14 protein-coding genes are annotated in these 16,466 nt (G+C 64.2%); 11 read left to right on the top strand and 3 right to left on the bottom strand.

Going from position 1 to position 16,466, the window contains the following annotated elements; genetic code table 11:
- Window positions 1–8: 8 nt before the first annotated feature.
- Window positions 9–1,361, top strand: coding sequence for a tryptophan--tRNA ligase (locus V6F88_RS15420; protein WP_332610553.1), 1,353 nt, complete (start codon window positions 9–11; stop codon window positions 1,359–1,361).
- A 57-nt stretch (window positions 1,362–1,418) separates the two neighbouring features.
- On the opposite strand, the gene V6F88_RS15415 is transcribed toward V6F88_RS15420, so the two are convergent.
- Together V6F88_RS15415 and tex are read right to left on the bottom strand one after the other, a co-directional pair.
- Complete coding sequence (locus V6F88_RS15415) at window positions 1,419–1,925, bottom strand: hypothetical protein (protein ID WP_332610552.1); 507 nt, start codon at window positions 1,923–1,925, stop codon at window positions 1,419–1,421.
- 294 nt (window positions 1,926–2,219) lie between these two features.
- Window positions 2,220–4,598: an RNA-binding transcriptional accessory protein Tex gene (tex, locus tag V6F88_RS15410; protein WP_332610550.1), complete on the bottom strand. Its 2,379-nt coding sequence runs from the start codon at window positions 4,596–4,598 to the stop codon at window positions 2,220–2,222.
- A gap of 214 nt (window positions 4,599–4,812) precedes the next feature.
- Between tex and V6F88_RS15405 the strand changes: the two genes are divergently transcribed.
- Window positions 4,813–6,918, top strand: a complete 2,106-nt coding sequence (locus V6F88_RS15405) for an ATP-dependent DNA helicase (RefSeq protein WP_332610548.1) — start codon at window positions 4,813–4,815, stop codon at window positions 6,916–6,918.
- Window positions 6,919–7,074: 156 nt separating this feature from the next.
- Here the strand turns inward: V6F88_RS15405 and V6F88_RS15400 are convergent, their stop codons facing one another.
- Window positions 7,075–7,863 carry an outer membrane protein assembly factor BamD gene (locus V6F88_RS15400; protein WP_046802694.1) on the bottom strand — a complete coding sequence of 263 codons (789 nt, stop codon included), beginning with the start codon at window positions 7,861–7,863 and terminating at the stop codon, window positions 7,075–7,077.
- A 107-nt stretch (window positions 7,864–7,970) separates the two neighbouring features.
- Between V6F88_RS15400 and V6F88_RS15395 the strand changes: the two genes are divergently transcribed.
- The 9 genes from V6F88_RS15395 to V6F88_RS15355 all read left to right on the top strand — a co-directional run bounded on the left by V6F88_RS15395 (window position 7,971) and on the right by V6F88_RS15355 (window position 16,441).
- Window positions 7,971–9,002: an RluA family pseudouridine synthase gene (locus V6F88_RS15395; RefSeq protein WP_332610546.1), complete on the top strand. Its 1,032-nt coding sequence runs from the start codon at window positions 7,971–7,973 to the stop codon at window positions 9,000–9,002.
- Complete coding sequence (gene pgeF / locus V6F88_RS15390; RefSeq protein ID WP_332610544.1) at window positions 8,990–9,754, top strand: peptidoglycan editing factor PgeF; 765 nt, start codon at window positions 8,990–8,992, stop codon at window positions 9,752–9,754. Before V6F88_RS15395 ends, pgeF begins: the two co-directional genes overlap by 13 nt.
- A 123-nt stretch (window positions 9,755–9,877) precedes the next feature.
- A complete protein-coding gene (locus tag V6F88_RS15385; RefSeq protein WP_332610543.1) occupies window positions 9,878–11,512 on the top strand; it encodes a PHA/PHB synthase family protein in 1,635 nt (544 codons plus the stop codon).
- Between the two features lie 77 nt (window positions 11,513–11,589).
- Window positions 11,590–12,327: an acetoacetyl-CoA reductase gene (phbB, locus tag V6F88_RS15380; RefSeq protein ID WP_050447831.1), complete on the top strand. Its 738-nt coding sequence runs from the start codon at window positions 11,590–11,592 to the stop codon at window positions 12,325–12,327.
- Window positions 12,328–12,448: 121 nt separating this feature from the next.
- Window positions 12,449–13,015 (top strand): polyhydroxyalkanoate synthesis repressor PhaR, encoded by a 567-nt coding sequence (phaR, locus tag V6F88_RS15375; protein WP_006218172.1) that lies wholly within the window; start codon window positions 12,449–12,451, stop codon window positions 13,013–13,015.
- Window positions 13,016–13,246: 231 nt separating this feature from the next.
- On the top strand, window positions 13,247–13,783 hold the full coding sequence (locus V6F88_RS15370; protein WP_046802873.1) for an iron transporter: 537 nt from the start codon (window positions 13,247–13,249) through the stop codon (window positions 13,781–13,783).
- A gap of 2 nt (window positions 13,784–13,785) precedes the next feature.
- The gene (locus V6F88_RS15365; protein ID WP_332610541.1) at window positions 13,786–14,139 is read left to right on the top strand and encodes a cupredoxin domain-containing protein; all 354 of its coding nucleotides are present in this window, start codon (window positions 13,786–13,788) and stop codon (window positions 14,137–14,139) included.
- Window positions 14,140–14,152: 13 nt separating this feature from the next.
- Window positions 14,153–15,004 carry an FTR1 family iron permease gene (locus tag V6F88_RS15360; protein ID WP_332610540.1) on the top strand — a complete coding sequence of 284 codons (852 nt, stop codon included), beginning with the start codon at window positions 14,153–14,155 and terminating at the stop codon, window positions 15,002–15,004.
- 39 nt (window positions 15,005–15,043) lie between these two features.
- Window positions 15,044–16,441 carry a 4Fe-4S binding protein gene (locus V6F88_RS15355; RefSeq protein ID WP_332610539.1) on the top strand — a complete coding sequence of 466 codons (1,398 nt, stop codon included), beginning with the start codon at window positions 15,044–15,046 and terminating at the stop codon, window positions 16,439–16,441.
- Window positions 16,442–16,466: the final 25 nt, after the last annotated feature.

The raw sequence follows: 16,466 nt of genomic DNA, 5'->3' as shown, positions 1-16,466 counted from the left end.
TTCGCCTTATGAATACCCGCGTCCTTACCGGCATTACCACCACTGGCACCCCCCACCTTGGCAATTACGCGGGGGCCATCCGGCCCGCCGTGCAGGCCAGCACCCAGCCTGGCGTGGACGCGTTCTTCTTCCTGGCGGACTATCACGCGCTGATCAAGTGCGATGACCCGGCGCGTGTGGCGCGTTCCCGCCTTGAAATCGCCGCCACCTGGCTGGCGGTGGGCCTGGACCACGAACGCGTGACGTTCTACCGGCAATCCGACATTCCCGAAATTCCGGAGCTCAGCTGGCTGCTGACCTGCGTCACGGCCAAGGGCATGATGAACCGCGCGCACGCCTACAAGGCGTCCGTGGATCAGAACGTGGCCAAGGGCGTGGACCCGGACGACGGCATCACGATGGGTTTGTTTTCGTACCCGGTGCTGATGGCCGCCGACATCCTGATGTTCAACGCCAACCGCGTGCCGGTGGGCCGCGACCAGATTCAGCATCTGGAAATGGCGCGTGATATCGCGCAGCGCTTCAATCATCTTTATGGCCGCGACTACTTCACGCTGCCCGAAGTGGCCATTGAAGAAGACGTGGCGACCTTGCCCGGCCTGGATGGCCGCAAGATGTCCAAGAGCTACAACAACACCATCCCGTTGTTCGAAGGCGGCGCCAAGGCGCTGCGTGCGTCGGTGATGCGTATCGTGACGGATTCCCGCGCGCCCGGCGAAGCCAAGGACGCGGAAAATTCGCACCTGTACACGCTGTATCGTGCATTCGCCACGCAGGCGGAATCGGCGGCGTTCCGCAAGCAGCTGGAAGACGGCATGGGCTGGGGCGACGCCAAGCAGGCGCTGTACGAGCACCTGGAAAACCTGCTGGCGCCGATGCGCGAAAAATACGTGGACCTGATCGCCAACCCGGGCCGCATTGAAGACATACTTCAAGCCGGCGCCGACAAGGCGCGCAAGCAGGCCTTGCCGCTGATGCAGGAACTGCGCGTGGCCGTCGGCTTGCGCAACCTGAATGCGGGCGCGGCGACGGCCAAGTCGCAGGGCAAGAAAGACAAGGACAAGGGCGCGCGCTTCGTCAGCTTCCGCGATGAAACGGGCGGCTTCCGCTTCCGCTTTCTGGCGGCGGATGGCGAAGAACTGCTGTTGTCGCAACGCTTCGCGGACCCGAAGCAGGCGGGCGCCTTGATGCGCCGTCTGCAAGAGGAATCGCCTGACACCGTGCTGCAAGCGTCCGGCGAAAGCTATGCCGCGGTCATTGATGGTGAGACGGTTGCTGAAGCCCCGGCCGGCGCGCAAGGCGATGCAGCGTCGCGCCTGACGCGCACGCGTGACGCGCTGGCGTCGCTGGCGAAAGAATAAGCGGCCGGGCGGCGCGCTACCGCCTGCTGCCCGCCTCCGTCTGCTGCCCGTGCGCCGTTACGCCGTACGGGCGCCCGCCACGATGCGCCCATCGCGCACCTGGAACCGCTGCGCGCTGCCTTGCCCGGCGATTTCCAGCAGGTCGCCTTCCGAATAGCCCGTCACGTTCGGGCAATCCAGCCATTCCGGGTTGATGAACGGAAAGTACTTCAGTGCGCCGCTGCCCTGGCTTGCGAAATCGAACGTCGTGTTGGCCACCACTTCCGGGTCCCATTGACTGGCGTCGAAAGTCAGCGCGCAGCCCACGCCGATCCGGTACACGATGCTGGCGCCCATGCTGGCAAAGCCCAGCGCGCCCACTTGTAGCTGCGCGCCGTTGCGCAACTCGATCACGCGGCTGCCCAGGCGTTCCAGCGTGATGTGCTTGAAGGCGACTTCGGCGCCGTCAACGACCAGATGCGAGTATTGGCCCAGCGTGACTTCGGCGTAGGTGCCGCTGTGGCCGGCTTCTTTTTCGGTGATCGTTGCCGCTTCATTGGCGGCAAGCGTGATGGTCGTGCGCATGTTCAATGGCTCTCCGGGGCTCTCGGGGTAGGGCGCTTTTTCTTTTACTTCTTGCCTGATAGACGGTTCGCGCCGCGGTTCGCCTGATCATGGGTGTTTGTGTCTGCCGTGTTCCCCAACGCCACCAGCTTTTATTATTTGGACACAATTCGATATTTTCCCTTATTTTTAGAATTCTTGATTGAGCGAGCGCAAGGAAAACGCCCAATCTACGGGAAAGTCCTAGGGTAAAGGTGGGCAAAGAAAAAGCCAGGGCATCAGCCCTGGCCTTGTTTTGGCGACGCGCGAAAAAGATCAGCGCTTCAGCTTGGCGAAGGCGTCCGCCATGGCGCTGTTCATGCCACCGGCACCGCCTGCCGCGTTGCCACGGCCGCCGTCACCTTGCGGGCGGCGCGGGCGGTCGCCGCCCTTGGGGGCATCGCCGCCGCGGCGCGCGGGCGCCGCAGTGTCGTTCAGGCGCATGGTCAGCGCAACGCGCTTGCGGGCGGCGTCCACTTCCAGCACTTTCACGCTGACCGTCTGGCCGACACGAACCACATCGCGCGGGTCTTTCACAAACTTTTCGGCCAGGGCCGAAATGTGGACCAAGCCGTCCTGGTGCACGCCGATGTCCACGAACGCGCCAAAGTTGGCCACGTTGGTCACAACGCCTTCCAGCACCATGCCGGGATACAGGTCGTTCAGCGTTTCAACGCCTTCCTTGAACTGCGCCGTCTTGAACTCAGGGCGCGGATCGCGGCCGGGCTTTTCAAGTTCGGCGAAGATGTCGCGCACCGTGGGCAGGCCGAATCGTTCATCCGTGAAGTCGGACGGCGACACACCCTTCAAGGCGTCGCGCTGGCCGATGATCTGTTTGACCTCGGCCTTGATCTTGGCAACGATGCGTTCGACGACGGGATAGGCTTCCGGGTGCACCGACGAGGCGTCCAGCGGGTTGTCGCCGTTGGGAATACGCAAAAAGCCTGCGGCTTGTTCGAACGCCTTTTCGCCAAAGCGCGGCACTTTGCGCAGCACTTCGCGGGTCGGGAACGCGCCGTTTTCATCGCGCCAGGACACGATGTTCTTGGCCAGCAGCGAGTTCAAGCCCGACACGCGGGCCAGCAACGCGGCCGACGCCGTGTTCACGTCCACGCCCACGGCGTTCACGCAATCCTCGACCACGGCGTCCAGCGAACGGGCCAGCTCGCGCTGGTTGACGTCGTGCTGGTATTGGCCCACGCCGATGGCCTTGGGATCAATCTTGACCAGTTCGGCCAGGGGGTCTTGCAAACGGCGGGCGATGGACACGGCGCCGCGCAGCGTCACGTCCAGATCGGGGAATTCCAGCGCCGCCATTTCCGAGGCCGAATACACGGATGCGCCCGCTTCCGAGACCACCACGCGGGTGACCTTCAGGTCGGGGAAGCGTTCCATCATGTCGCCCACCAGCTTTTCGCTTTCGCGCGAAGCGGTGCCGTTGCCGATGGCGATCAGGTCGACCTTGTGGCGCGCCACCAGCGCGGCCAGCGTGTTGATCGTGCCGTCGCGGTCGCGGCGCGGTTCAAACGGGTAGACGGTGGTGGTGTCCACGACCTTGCCGGTCTGGTCGATGACGGCGATCTTGCAGCCCGTGCGGATGCCGGGGTCCAGGCCCAACACGGCCTTGGGACCGGCCGGTGCGGCCAGCAGCAGGTCTTTCAGGTTGGCGGCGAACACGCGGATGGCTTCGGCTTCACCGCTTTCGCGCAGGCGGCCGATCAGTTCGCTTTCAAACGCCGTCAGCAGCTTCACGCGCCAGGTCCAGCGGCACACTTCGCCCAACCAGCGGGCGCGCGGCGTCGCGTCCAGCGCGAACAGGCCATTGCCCAGCTTCAGGAAGTTGGCGATGCGCGCGACGCACGGGTGCGGCACCTGCGCTTCAAGTTCGGCTTCCAGCCCCAGGCGCAATTCCAGCACGCCTTGCTGGCGGCCGCGCAGCAGCGCCAGGATGCGGTGCGAGGGCAGGGTGCGCAGCGGCTCGTTGAAGTCGAACCAGTCGCGGAAGTTGGCCCCTTCGGTTTCCTTGCCGTCGATCATCTTGGAATAGATCAGGCCGGTGGACCACAGGTGCTCGCGCATGTCGGCCAGCAGGTCCGCGTTTTCCGCGTAGCGTTCGGCCAGGATGTCGCGCGCGCCGTCCAGCGCCGCCTTGGCATCATTGATGGACGCCTCGGGGTTCAGGTACTGCTCGGCCAGCGCGGCGGGGTCGCAGGCGGTGTCGGCCAGGATGGCGTCCGCCAGGGGTTCCAGGCCGGCCTCGCGGGCGATCTGGGCACGCGTGCGGCGCTTGGGCTTGTACGGCGCGTACAAGTCTTCCAGGCGCTGCTTGGTGTCGGCCGTGGCAATTTCTTGCTGCAACGCGGACGTCAGCTTGCCCTGCTGCGAGATGGACTCAAGGATGGCGCCACGGCGCTCTTCGAGTTCGCGCAGGTAGCCCAGCCGCACTTCCAGGTTGCGCAGCACGGTATCGTCCAGGCCGCCAGTGGCTTCCTTGCGATAGCGCGAGATGAACGGCACGGTGGCGCCGTCATCCAGCAGTTCCACCGCCGAAGCGATTTGGGAGGTGCGCGCACCCAGCTCGGTGGCAAGCTGCGCGATGATGCGGGCGTTGTCGACGCCGGCGGCGACGTACGTGATAGCGGAAGTTTCAGACATCTCTATACGACGGCAAAAAGGAAAAACAAGGGGCGGATTGTGCCATAAGCGGCTATTACAAAACGTGCCAGGGGGGACCCATCTGTCCCTTGGTCAGCCGGAAAGGCGGCGTGGCAAGGGGTATCATTTGGTCCTTTCCCACATCAGTGTCTGGCGCCCGAACCGTTACCGGTACCGGTTCACCATAGACTCCGACCGACACTAGGCTGCCGTAATGCTGGACCTGGATATTTCCGAATTCTTCGACGAGGACGGGCCGTTGGCCACGGCCATGCCCGGCTACAAGCCTCGCCCTTCGCAAGTGGAGCTGTCGCAGGCCATCGGCGACGCCATCCAGGACCGCGCCACGCTGGTGGCCGAAGCGGGCACCGGCATCGGCAAAACCTGGGCCTACCTTGTACCCGCCTTCATCCAGGGCGGCAAGGTGCTGATTTCCACAGGCACGCGCACGCTGCAAGACCAGCTGTTCGCGCGCGACTTGCCGCGCGTACGCGCCGCGCTGGCCGCGCCCGTCACCGCCGCGCTGCTCAAGGGGCGCGGCAACTATGTCTGCCACTACCACCTTGAGCGCTTGCAGGGCGATGAGCGCGCGTTGAAATCGCGCACCGAAATCCAGCAGCTGCGCCAGATCCAGGTGTTCGCGGGCATTACCAAGACGGGTGACCGCGGCGATCTGGCGCAAGTGCCCGAAGACGCCGACATCTGGCAGCGTGTGACCTCGACCCGCGAGAACTGCCTGGGCCAGGAATGCCCCCGCATCCGCGACTGCTTCGTCGTCAAGGCGCGCCGCCAAGCCCAGGAGGCCGATGTCGTCGTGGTCAACCACGCGCTGTTCATGGCCGACCTGGTGCTGCGCGAAGAAGGCGTTACCGACCTGCTGCCCGAAGCCGATACCGTCATCTTCGACGAAGCCCACCAGTTGCCCGACACCGCCACGCGGTTCCTGGGCAGCAGCGTGTCCACGCACCAATTGATGGACTTTGGCCGCGCGCTGGAAGTGGCCGGGCTGGCGTATGCGCGCGAGGCCGCCAAATGGAGCGACGTCAGCCGCCACCTGGAAACGGCCGCGCGCGAACTGCGCCTGGCCTGTGCGCCGCTGGACAAGATGCCGGGCCGCAAGGCCACGTTCGAGGCCATCCCCAACCCCGAGGAATTCGACGAGGCGCTTGCCGCCTTGCGCGAGGCCGTGGACACGGCAACCAAGGCATTGGGGGTGGTGGCTGAAAAGCACCCCGACCTGATGGCGGCCGCGCGCAGCGGCGCCGAAATATCGGTGCGACTGAAACGCTGGGCAACGCCGGGCCGCGCGGGCGCCCACACGGATGATGAAGGCTGGGGCCGTGATGACCAGGCGCCCGAGCCCGCCGCCGACATCGCGCTGGCCGATGGGCCGTCCACACCCGCCGCCATTCTGGAAGGCGTGGCGGCCGCGCAGCAATGGACCGGCCCGGCCGTGCGCTGGGTCGAACACGGCCTGCACCATGTGCGGCTGCATTCCGCGCCGCTGTCCGTTGCGCAGGCGTTTTCCAAATACCGCAAGCCGGGGCAGGCCTGGATCATGACGTCGGCCACGCTGTCGGTGAATGGCGAATTCACGCACTTCACCAGCCAGCTTGGCCTGGAGCAAGCGCGTACGGGCAAGTGGGAATCGCCGTTCAACTATCCCGAACAGGCGCTGCTGTTTGTGCCGCGCGGCATGCCCGAGCCGCAATCGCCGCAGTTCCTGGATCGCTTTGTCGACACGCTGATGCCGTTGCTGGAGGCCAGTCCGGGCGGCACGCTGGTGCTGTGCACGACGCTGCGCGCCGTGGAAAAAGTGGCTACATTGCTGGCCGACGCGTTTGACGACGCAGGCCACGACTGGCCGCTGTTGAAGCAGGGCGAGGGCACGCGCCGCGATCTTCTGGACCGCTTCTGCAAGCTCAAGCACCCGGTGCTGGTGGGCAGTGCCAGCTTCTGGGAAGGCATTGACCTGCCGGGCGACGTGCTGACCCTGGTAGCCATCGACAAGCTGCCGTTTGCCCCGCCTGATGACCCGGTCATCGAAGCGCGCCTGCGCGCGTGCCGGGCGCAGGGCGGCAACCCGTTTTCGGAATACCAATTGCCCGAAGCCGCCATTTCGCTCAAGCAGGGCGCGGGCCGTTTGATCCGCACGGAATCGGACTGGGGCGTCTTGATGGTGGGCGATGCCCGCCTGGTCGAAAAGCCCTACGGCAAGCGCCTGTGGCGCGGCCTGCCGCCGTTTGCCCGCACGCGGGAACTGGAAGAGGTGCTGGCGTTCTACCGGCGCAAACAGGGCGGCGACGACGTGGCGGCCTAGCGCGGATGCGTTGCCGCCGGCGTTGCGGCAAGACGTTCTTTTTCGGCAACGCCGCCAACGCCTAACCACCAGGCCCAAATAAAAAGCCCCTCGGATCCACGATCCGAGGGGCTTTTTCCCATGCGGGCAAATCCGCTGAACAATCAGTCAAACCAATCAGTCAAACGGATTCCACCAGCTGCGGTCGGCCTTCAGGCCCTTGGTCTTGAATTCGCTGTTGGGGAAGTTCTTGTCGTAGACGCGTTGCGCGTCGTTCTTCAAGTCGGTCATGCCCAGCTTGTCGTAGGACTCGACCATCAGGTAAAGCGCTTCTTCGGTGGCGGGGGCGCCTTCGAAATCGGTGATGACGGTTTGCGCGCGGTTGGCGGCGGCCACGTAGGCGCCGCGTTCGTAGTAATAGCGCGCCACATAGACTTCGTTCATGGCGATGGTGTTGACCAGCCACGCGATGCGCTTTTCGGCGTCAACCGAATACTTGCTTTCCGGGTAGCGCTTGATCAGTTCGTTGAACGCGTCGTAGGACGCGCGCAGGCCCTTGGGGTCGCGCTCGGCGGGGTCCTGGCCCGTGATGTTGGTCATGAACGCGCTGGCGGGCGTGAAGTTGATCAGGCCTTTCAGGTACAGCGCGTAGTCGGTGCCCGGGTGGTTCGGGTAAAGCTGTTGAAAGCGATCGATGGCGGCCAGGGCCTGTTCGTTTTCGCCGTCTTTCCAGTTGACGTAGGCCAGTTCAAGCAGGGCCTGCTGGGCGTACACACCGAAGGGGTAGCGGCTTTCGATGGCGGTCAGGCGCTCGCGCGCTTCCTTCCAGCCGCCGGAAGACATTTCCGACTTGGCGTCGGCGTAGAGCTGTTCGGCGCTCCAGTTGGTGGTCTTGTCATATTTGCTGTTGGTCGAGCCGCAACCGGCGATGACGATGACGGCAAATAGCGCGATAACCACGCGCAAAACCGGCCCGCTTCGGGATGCGGGGTTCGAGGGAGCTGCGGGGTGGTGAATCACGAGAATCGTATCCTTGGTGTTAGCATGGCAGGCTGATTATATGATTTGTCTCCATGTCCGATACAGCCGCCGGCACAGATCTCGTTTCCGACGACGAACTCCTGGGCCTTCCTGACGAAAACTCCGACGAAATCACCGAGGCAAACCCCGCCGAAAACCGGGGGGAACCGCAACGTGTAACCGTGCCTTCCAGCACCCGCGCCGACCGGCTGGACAAGGTGCTGGCCGGCTTGCTGCCCGACCATTCCCGCAGCCGCTTGCAAGGCTGGATCGAATCCGGCAACGTGCACGTGAACGGCGCGCCCGGCAAGACCCGCCAGACGGTGGGCCCGGGCGACGAGCTGCTGGTATGGGCCCAGCCCGCCCCTGACGCGCGCGCCTTCACCCCCGAACCCGTTGAATTCACCGTCGTGGACGAAAGCCCCGACTGGATCGTCGTGAACAAGCCCGCGGGCCTGGTGACGCATCCGGGCGCCGGCAACTGGAGCGGCACGCTGCTGAACGGCCTGCTGTACCGCTACCCGGAATTGGCGGCCGTGGCGCGTGCCGGCATCGTTCACAGGCTGGACAAAGACACCTCCGGGCTCATGGTCGTGGCCCGCAATGAAAAGGCCCAGACGCATCTGGTGCGCCAATTGCAGGCGCGCAGCATGGGCCGCGAATATGTCGCCCTGGCTCATGGTTGGATGGCGGCGGCCGGCCGGGTGGATCGCGCGATCGGCCGCGATGCCCGCGTGCCGGTGCGCATGAGCGTCGAACGCCCCGTTGCGCCCAAACCCGCCATTACCAATTACGCGCCGGTCCGGCGCGGCCAGGTGGACCCCGGCGGGCGCGTGACGGAAGTGGTGTGTCGCCTGGAAACCGGCCGCACCCACCAGATCCGCGTCCACATGGCCAGCCTGGGGCACCCGCTGCTGGCCGATACCATCTATGGCGGCAAGAACATTGCCGGGGCCACGCGGCAGATGCTGCATGCGCGGGCGTTGCATTTCGATGATCCCGGCGGCAACGGCGAGGTGCAATTCGCCGCTGACGTTCCGGCCGACATGACGCTAGTTCAGGAAACCGTTGCATGGACCGCGTGATCGCCAGCTTGCCCGTTGTGACCGGCCCGTCGTGGCCGGGCGTGTCGTACTTCTGCACGACCCGCGCCGGGGGCGTGGGCGTGGCGCCGCATGATTCCCTGAACCTGGGCCGGCGTGCCGGCGACCAGCCCGACACCGTCACTGAAAACCGCCGCCGCGTGCGCGCCGCCGTCCCGGGCGAGCCCTTGTGGCTGCGCCAGGTGCATGGCAGCGAGGTGGTCGATGCCGATGCGCCTGAGCTGCCCGACGAACCGGCGGTCGACGCCAGCGTCACGGCGCAACCCGGGCGCGTGCTGGCCATCATGGTGGCCGACTGCCTGCCCGTTGTCATTGCCGACGCGCAAGGCCAGGTGCTGGGCGCGGCGCATGCCGGCTGGCGCGGCCTGGCGGGCGGGGTGCTGGAACACACGCTGGCGGCCATGCAAGCCAAGGTGCCCGACGCCGGTGGTTGGCGCGCCTGGGTCGGCCCCGGCATCGGTCCGACCGAATTCGAAGTGGGGCAAGACGTGCTGGACGCTTTTACGGCGGACGATCCGGCCACGCTGCGGTTCTTCACGCCGCGTCCCGGTCTATCGGGAAAGTGGCTGGCCGACCTCGCCGGACTGGCCGATTTCCGCCTGCGCCGCGCCGGGGTACAAGAAGTGGCCCTGAGCGGCATGTGCACGGTATCGGACCCGCGGCGCTTCTTTTCATACCGCCGCGATACCGAAACCGGACGCATGGCGTTGCTGGCCTGGCTCGACCCGGTTTGATCTGGCGCAAGGCCGCCGCACAGGGCGCAAAACCGTGCGGCGAAACTCCTTGTATACCCGCATTGACAGTGATGGACCCGGAATGCAACATCAATCGAGCAGTGTCGATAACAAGGTGTGGAAGTGAACGCCAATCTCTCCGCAGGACCCATTCCGGTGAGCGTGGCACCGGAAATCCTGGCCGAAATTCAGGCCGAATTCTCTCGCGAGTGGCAGCGCCTTTGTGACGACGCCCGGCGCGGCGCGCTTGTGCCTCCCGCCGACCGCCGCTTTGCCGGCGACGCCTGGGCCGCCAATGGCTCGCATCTGCTGCTGGCCCACACGTATCTGCTGTCCGCGCGCGCCATGCAGCGCATGGTCGACGCCGCCCAGGTCAGCGAACCCATGCGCGAGCGCCTGCGTTTTTCCATCATGCAGTGGGTGGACGCGCTGTCGCCGTCCAACTTCCTGGCATTGAATCCGGACGCCCAGCAATCCATCGTCGAAAGCGCCGGCCGCGCGCTGAACGAGGGCCTGGCCAACCTGCTGGGTGACGTCAAGAAAGGCCGCATCACCCAAACCGATGAATCGCAGTTCGAGATCGGTCGCAACGTGGCCGTGTCGCCCGGCGAAGTGGTGTTCGAGAACAAGCTGTTCCAGCTGATCCAGTACGCGCCCTCGACCGCCACGGTCTACGAGCGCCCGCTGGTCATCGTGCCGCCGAACATCAACAAGTTCTACATCCTGGACTTGCAGCCCGAAAATTCCTTCGTGCGCCACGCAGTGGGGCAGGGCTACACGGTGTTCCTGGTTTCCTGGCGCAACCCGTTGGCCAGCGACACCGATGGCGTGGACCGCGCCACCTGGACCGACTACCTGGATGACGCCGTGCTGCAATCGCTGCGCGTGGCCAGCGACATCACCAAGCAGCCCAAGGTCAACGCGCTGGGTTTCTGCGTGGGCGGCACGATGCTGGCCGCGGCGTTGGCGCTGGCCGAGGCGCGCGGCGAACAGCCGGTAGCGTCGCTGACGCTGCTGACTTCGCTGCTGGATTTTCACGACACCGGCGTGCTGAAAGTCTTTGTCGACGAAGCCCACGCGCTGCTGCGCGACCAACAACTGGGCAACGGCGGCTTGATGCCCGGCCGTGACCTGGCCACCACGTTCTCGTTCCTGCGGCCCAACGAGCTGGTCTGGAACTACGTAGTCGGCAACTACCTGAAGGGCCAGAAGCCGCCCCCGTTTGACCTGCTGTTCTGGAATGGCGACAGCACCAATCTGCCCGGGCCGTTCTTTTCCTGGTACTTCCGCAATACCTACCTGGAAAACAACCTGAAGGTGCCGGGTCGCGCGCAAGCGGCCGGCACCCCGCTGGACCTGACGCGCCTGACGATGCCGGCGTACATCTTTGGTTCGCGCGAAGACCATATCGTGCCCTGGGTGTCCGCCTATGCCTCCACGCAGGTCCTGCGCGGGCCGCAGCGTTTCGTGTTGGGCGCCTCGGGCCACATCGCCGGCGTGGTGAACCCGCCCGCCAAGAAGCGCCGCAGCTATTGGGTGGCGGACAAGCTGGGCAAGAAGGGCCATGACATGCCGGGCGACCCGAATGCCTGGTTCGCGCAAAGCACCGAACACGCGGGCAGCTGGTGGCCGGACTGGACGGCCTGGCTGGCCGACCATTCGGGCAAGCAGATCAAGGCGCGCACAAAATTAGGCAATGCCAAGTACCAGCCGATCGAGCCGGCGCCTGGCAGGTATGTGAAGGTCCGGGCAGCCTGAAACCGCACGACGCGGTTTACCCCGGACTAATAAGAAGTTAATCAACGAGGCGTCCGTCGCACACAGGAGGAAGTCCAATGAGCGGAAAACTGGCTTACGTAACAGGCGGGATGGGCGGTATCGGCACCTCTATTTGCCAGCGCTTGGCCAAGGATGGCTTTCGCGTCGTGGCAGGTTGCGGCCCCAGCCGCAACTACCAGCAATGGCTGGATGAGCAGGCTGCGCAGGGCTACACGTTCCACGCGTCTGTGGGCAACGTGTCCGACTGGGAATCCACCGTGAAGGCCTTTGAAAAGGTCACGGCGGAGCTGGGCGGGGTCGACGTGCTGGTCAATAACGCGGGCATCACCCGCGATGGCTTGTTCCGCAAGATGAGCGCCGACGATTGGCGCGCGGTGATCGACACCAACCTGAACAGTCTGTTCAACGTGACCAAGCAGGTCATCGAGGGCATGGTTGAACGGCAGTGGGGCCGCATCATCAACATCAGCTCGGTGAACGGTCAGAAGGGCCAGTTCGGCCAGACCAATTACTCCACGGCCAAGGCCGGCATCCATGGCTTCACCATGGCGCTGGCTCAGGAAGTGGCCAGTAAGGGTGTCACCGTCAATACGATTTCGCCGGGCTACATCGGCACGGACATGGTTCGCGCCATCCGCCCCGAAGTGCTTGAAAAAATCGTGGCGACCATTCCGGTGCGACGCTTGGGCACGCCCGAGGAAATCGCCTCCATGACGTCGTGGTTGGCGTCGGACGAATCCGGTTTTTCAACCGGCGCGGACTTCTCGCTGAACGGCGGCCTGCACATGGGCTGATGAAGGCTAGCGGGCCGCCCCCCGGCGGCTCAAGGCGCTGGAAGGCCTCGGGGAGAGGGCCTTCCGGCATTACACTCCACCCTATTCGAAGTCTTAGAGATCGCCCGATCCGGGGACACACATGACGCAAGCACAAACCGGCGCCAGCCTGCGCCTGATTAAAAAATACCCCAACCGTCGCCTATACGACACCCGGACCAGCACCTACATCACTCTGGCAGATGTCAAGCAACTGGTCCTGGCCAATGAAGAATTCCAGGTGGTCGACGCCAAGAGCGGCGAAGACCTGACCCGCAGCATCCTCTTGCAGATCATTCTGGAAGAGGAAAGCGGCGGCATGCCCATGTTCTCGTCGAACATGCTGTCGCAGATCATCCGTTTCTACGGGCACGCCATGCAGGGCATCATGGGTTCTTATCTTGAAAAGAACATCCAGGCCTTCATGGAAATCCAGACCCGCATGGCGGAACAGTCCAAGGGGCTGTACGGTAGCCAGTTCGGGCCCGAAGCCTGGACGCAGTTCATGAATGTGCAGACGCCCATGTTGCAAAACATGATGAACAACTACATCGACCAGAGCAAAAACCTGTTCGTGCAGATGCAGGATCAAATGCAGGACCAGACGCGCGCGATGTTCTCGACGTTCCCGTTCACGCCGGGCAGCACGCCGGGCCAGGGTCGCAAATAGCGCCAAGCGGCAAAGGCGCATCCGCGCTTTTTGCCCTGCCAGCAGCCGGTGCGGCACTGCCTCGCCGGCTTTTTTGTGGCCGCTTTTCCCTTTGAGATAACGCAACGAACTGACGCATCCCGGGCCTTTTGGTTCAGGGATATGTCAGTTTTTTTCGTTACATTAATGCAAACGGTTCTTGTTTATGTTTTTAGAGCCGATACCTAATTCGAGTTTCACAGGATGATGCACATGATCAAGAAAGCCTTGGCGCTGGCCATTGTCGCAATGAGCGTGTCGGCCGCCAACGCGGCCGAATACCCCATCGGCAAGCCGGTTGAGAAGGGCGGCATGGAAATCGGCGCGGTGTATTTGCAGCCGATCGAAATGGACCCGCCCGGGATGATGCGCCCCGCCAAGGATTCCGATGTGCACCTTGAGGCCGATATCCACGCCACGGCCGGCAACAAAACCGGCTTCCCGGAAGGCGAATGGGTGCCTTACCTGGTCGTGAATTTTGAAATCCAGAAGGTCGGCAGCCAGAACGTGCAGAAAGGTACCTTCATGCCGATGGTCGCCAACGACGGGCCGCACTATGGCGACAACGTCAAGCTGGAAGGCCCGGGCAAGTACAAGCTGAAGTATTCGATCCTGCCGCCGTCCGAAAACAAGATGGCCCACTTCGGCCGCCACGTCGACAAGGAAACCGGCGTGGGCCCGTGGTTCGAGCCCTTTGAACTGGAATACGAATTCGTCTACGCCGGCACCGGCAAGAAGGGCGGATATTGATCGTGCGCCGCCTGCTTCGCGTTGTTGCCGCCGTGCTGATCGGCCTGGCCGGCCTTGCCGGCATGGCGCCCGCGCAGGCGGACGAATTGCCGACGTTCACGCTCAGGTTCAAGCCGGACGGCACGTTTGAGCCGGCAACCCTGGAAGTGCCCGCCGGCCGTTTCAAGATTGAACTCATCAACGAAAGCAACGAGCCGGTGGAATTTGAGAGCATTCCGCTGCGCAAGGAAAAAGTGTTGGGGCCGGGGGTGAAATCCTTCGTCGTCATCACCATTTCCCGCCCCGGCGAGTACCCCTTCTTTGATGACTTTCACCAAAGCGTGAAAGGCACCCTGGTCGTCAAGCCCAAGGAATAAGCGGTAGCCATACATGGAACAGGTCCTTTTTATCGTCTGGCGTGAAAGCGTCGAAGCCCTGCTGGTGGTGGGTATTTTGTACACCTGGCTACGCGCCACGCCGGAAGGCAAGCGCGGGCTGAATTACCTGTGGGGCGGCGTGGCGGCGGGCCTGGGGCTGGCCGTGGCGCTGGCCCTGGTGTTGCTGGGCGTGTCGTCCTGGCTTAGCGACGAAGGGCAGGAATGGTTTCAGGCCATCATGTCGTTAGCCGCTTGCGCGCTGGTCGTGCAGATGGTTGTGTGGATGAAAAAGCACGGCCGCACGCTGAAAGGCGAACTGGAAAGCGGCGCGCGTAGTTCCGTCGCCAATGACAACTGGTGGGGCCTGTTCGTGCTGGTGGCCATTGCCGTGGCGCGTGAGGGCAGCGAGACCGTGGTGTTTCTGTACGGCACCGTGTCGGCGGGCGAGGGCGGTGGCGACATGGCCAAGCTGGCGCTGGCCGGCGTGGCCGGTTTTGCCGTGGCCTTGCTGACGTTCTGGCTGTTGCAGTTGGGCGGCAAGATGATTACGTGGCGCCGCTTCTTCCGCGTAACCGAAATCCTGTTGCTGCTGTTGGCCGGTTCGCTGCTGGTCGGCGGCCTGGACCACCTGATTTCGCTGGACGTGTTGCCCACCATCATCGACCCCGTCTGGGATAGCTCGTGGCTCTTGAGCGACAGCACCGGCGTGGGCAAGGTCCTGGCCGACTTCGCCGGCTACCGCGCGTTGCCCGCCCTGATCTCGGTGTTGTTGTGGGTGGCTTACTGGATCGTGGTGTGGGCGCTGTTGCGCTGGGTGGGCGGCAAGCCGGCCCGCGCGCCGGTGCCAGCGCGCAACGTCTCTTGATTCCGACGTGATGCCGGACTGAACATTGAAGGTTTGACCATGGCTGCTGTACTCGGGAGGGTGACTTCCCGGATCGCCGATTTTCTCCGTGACCATGCCCCGCTGTTGCGCAAGCTTCAGTGGGGCATTGTTGCGTTGTACGCGTTCCTGTTGATCGTGCCCGCAATCATGCCCTTGCCCGACAACGCGGCATCGGTGTTCAACAACCTGACCATCGTTGCGCAGTTTGCCTTCTGGGGAGTCTGGTGGCCATTCGTGCTGATCTCGATGCCGATCCTGGGCCGCGCCTGGTGCGGCTGGCTTTGCCCAGAAGGCATGCTGACGGAATGGGCCAGCGAGCGCGGGCAGGGCCGCGCCATCCCGAAGTGGATGCGCTGGGGCGGCTGGCCGTTTGTGGCGTTTGCGTTGACGACGGTGTACGGCCAACTGATCAGCGTGTATCAATACCCGCTGGCGGTGCTGGCCGTGCTGGGCGGTTCCACCGTGGCGGCCATGATCGTCGGCTGGCGGTATGGCCGCAGCAAGCGCGTCTGGTGCAAATACCTGTGCCCGGTCAACGGCGTGTTCAACCTGCTGGCCAAGCTGGCGCCGTGGCACTTCAAGGTCGATGAAGAAAAGTGGCGCCACCCGGTTATCCGCATCGAGCCCATCAACTGCGCGCCGCTGGTGCCGCTGCGCCACATGAAGGGCGCGGGCGATTGCCACATGTGCGGCCGGTGCAGCGACTATCGCGGCGCCATTGCCCTGACACCGCGTTCGCCTGAAGAAGAAATCGTGCACGTGGCGGATGGCGATGCCTGGCAGACCGCCTTGCTGTGCTTCGGCCTGATGGGTATCGCCATCGGCGCGTTCCTCTGGAGCGCCAGCCCCTGGTACGTGACGGCCAAGCAGTGGGCCGCGACCTGGCTGGTCGAGCACGACATCATGTGGCCGCTGATGGACAACGCGCCCTGGTTCATCCTGACGCATTACCCCGACGTCAACGACAGCTTCTCGTGGCTGGACGGCGCGGGCATCCTGATGTTCGTCATCGGCGCCACGGTGATTGTGGGCGGCGCCAGTTTCCTGTCGTTGTGGCTGGCGGACCGCCTGGCGCCCGCCGCGCCGTCGGTCGATGCCGCCGCAACGCGCTGGATCCGTCCCGGCGTGCACAAGCTGGCGCAGGCGCTGATCCCGTCGGCCGGCATCGGCGTGTTCCTGGGGCTGTCGGCCACCACCGTCAACCTGCTCAAGCACGAAGGGGTGCAAGCGGGCTGGGCCGGCCCGGTGCGCTTCACGTTGTTGACACTTGCCGTGCTGTGGACCTTGCGCCTGTTTGCCCGCCTGTTGGCGCCGCGCCCCGTCACGGCCACGCGCAAGGTGGCGGCGTGGGTGGTGCTGGTTGCGGGCCTGACGCCGTTCTGCATGGCTTGGGTGTTTTTCTTTGCAATCTGGTAAGCGATGCGTGATGGATCGCGGCGGG

It is taken from the genome of Achromobacter sp. ESBL13 (assembly GCF_036668755.1).
Taxonomy (GTDB): Bacteria; Pseudomonadota; Gammaproteobacteria; order Burkholderiales; family Burkholderiaceae_B; genus Achromobacter.
Note: the sequence above shows the minus strand (reverse complement) of the source record. Positions and strands in the feature narration are given on the sequence as shown.

Excerpts from the sequence above, each read along its gene's own strand:
- V6F88_RS15355 (WP_332610539.1), top strand. The coding sequence starts at position 15,044 with ATGGCTGCTGTACTCGGGAGGGTGACTTCCCGGATCGCCGATTTTCTC.
- V6F88_RS15415 (WP_332610552.1), bottom strand. The coding sequence starts at position 1,925 with ATGCGCACGACCATCACGCTTGCCGCCAATGAAGCGGCAACGATCACC.
- phaR (WP_006218172.1), top strand. The coding sequence starts at position 12,449 with ATGACGCAAGCACAAACCGGCGCCAGCCTGCGCCTGATTAAAAAATAC.
- V6F88_RS15420 (WP_332610553.1), top strand. The coding sequence starts at position 9 with ATGAATACCCGCGTCCTTACCGGCATTACCACCACTGGCACCCCCCAC.
- V6F88_RS15395 (WP_332610546.1), top strand. The coding sequence starts at position 7,971 with ATGTCCGATACAGCCGCCGGCACAGATCTCGTTTCCGACGACGAACTC.
- V6F88_RS15370 (WP_046802873.1), top strand. The coding sequence starts at position 13,247 with ATGATCAAGAAAGCCTTGGCGCTGGCCATTGTCGCAATGAGCGTGTCG.
- pgeF (WP_332610544.1), top strand. The coding sequence starts at position 8,990 with ATGGACCGCGTGATCGCCAGCTTGCCCGTTGTGACCGGCCCGTCGTGG.
- V6F88_RS15360 (WP_332610540.1), top strand. The coding sequence starts at position 14,153 with ATGGAACAGGTCCTTTTTATCGTCTGGCGTGAAAGCGTCGAAGCCCTG.
- phbB (WP_050447831.1), top strand. The coding sequence starts at position 11,590 with ATGAGCGGAAAACTGGCTTACGTAACAGGCGGGATGGGCGGTATCGGC.
- tex (WP_332610550.1), bottom strand. The coding sequence starts at position 4,598 with ATGTCTGAAACTTCCGCTATCACGTACGTCGCCGCCGGCGTCGACAAC.
- V6F88_RS15405 (WP_332610548.1), top strand. The coding sequence starts at position 4,813 with ATGCTGGACCTGGATATTTCCGAATTCTTCGACGAGGACGGGCCGTTG.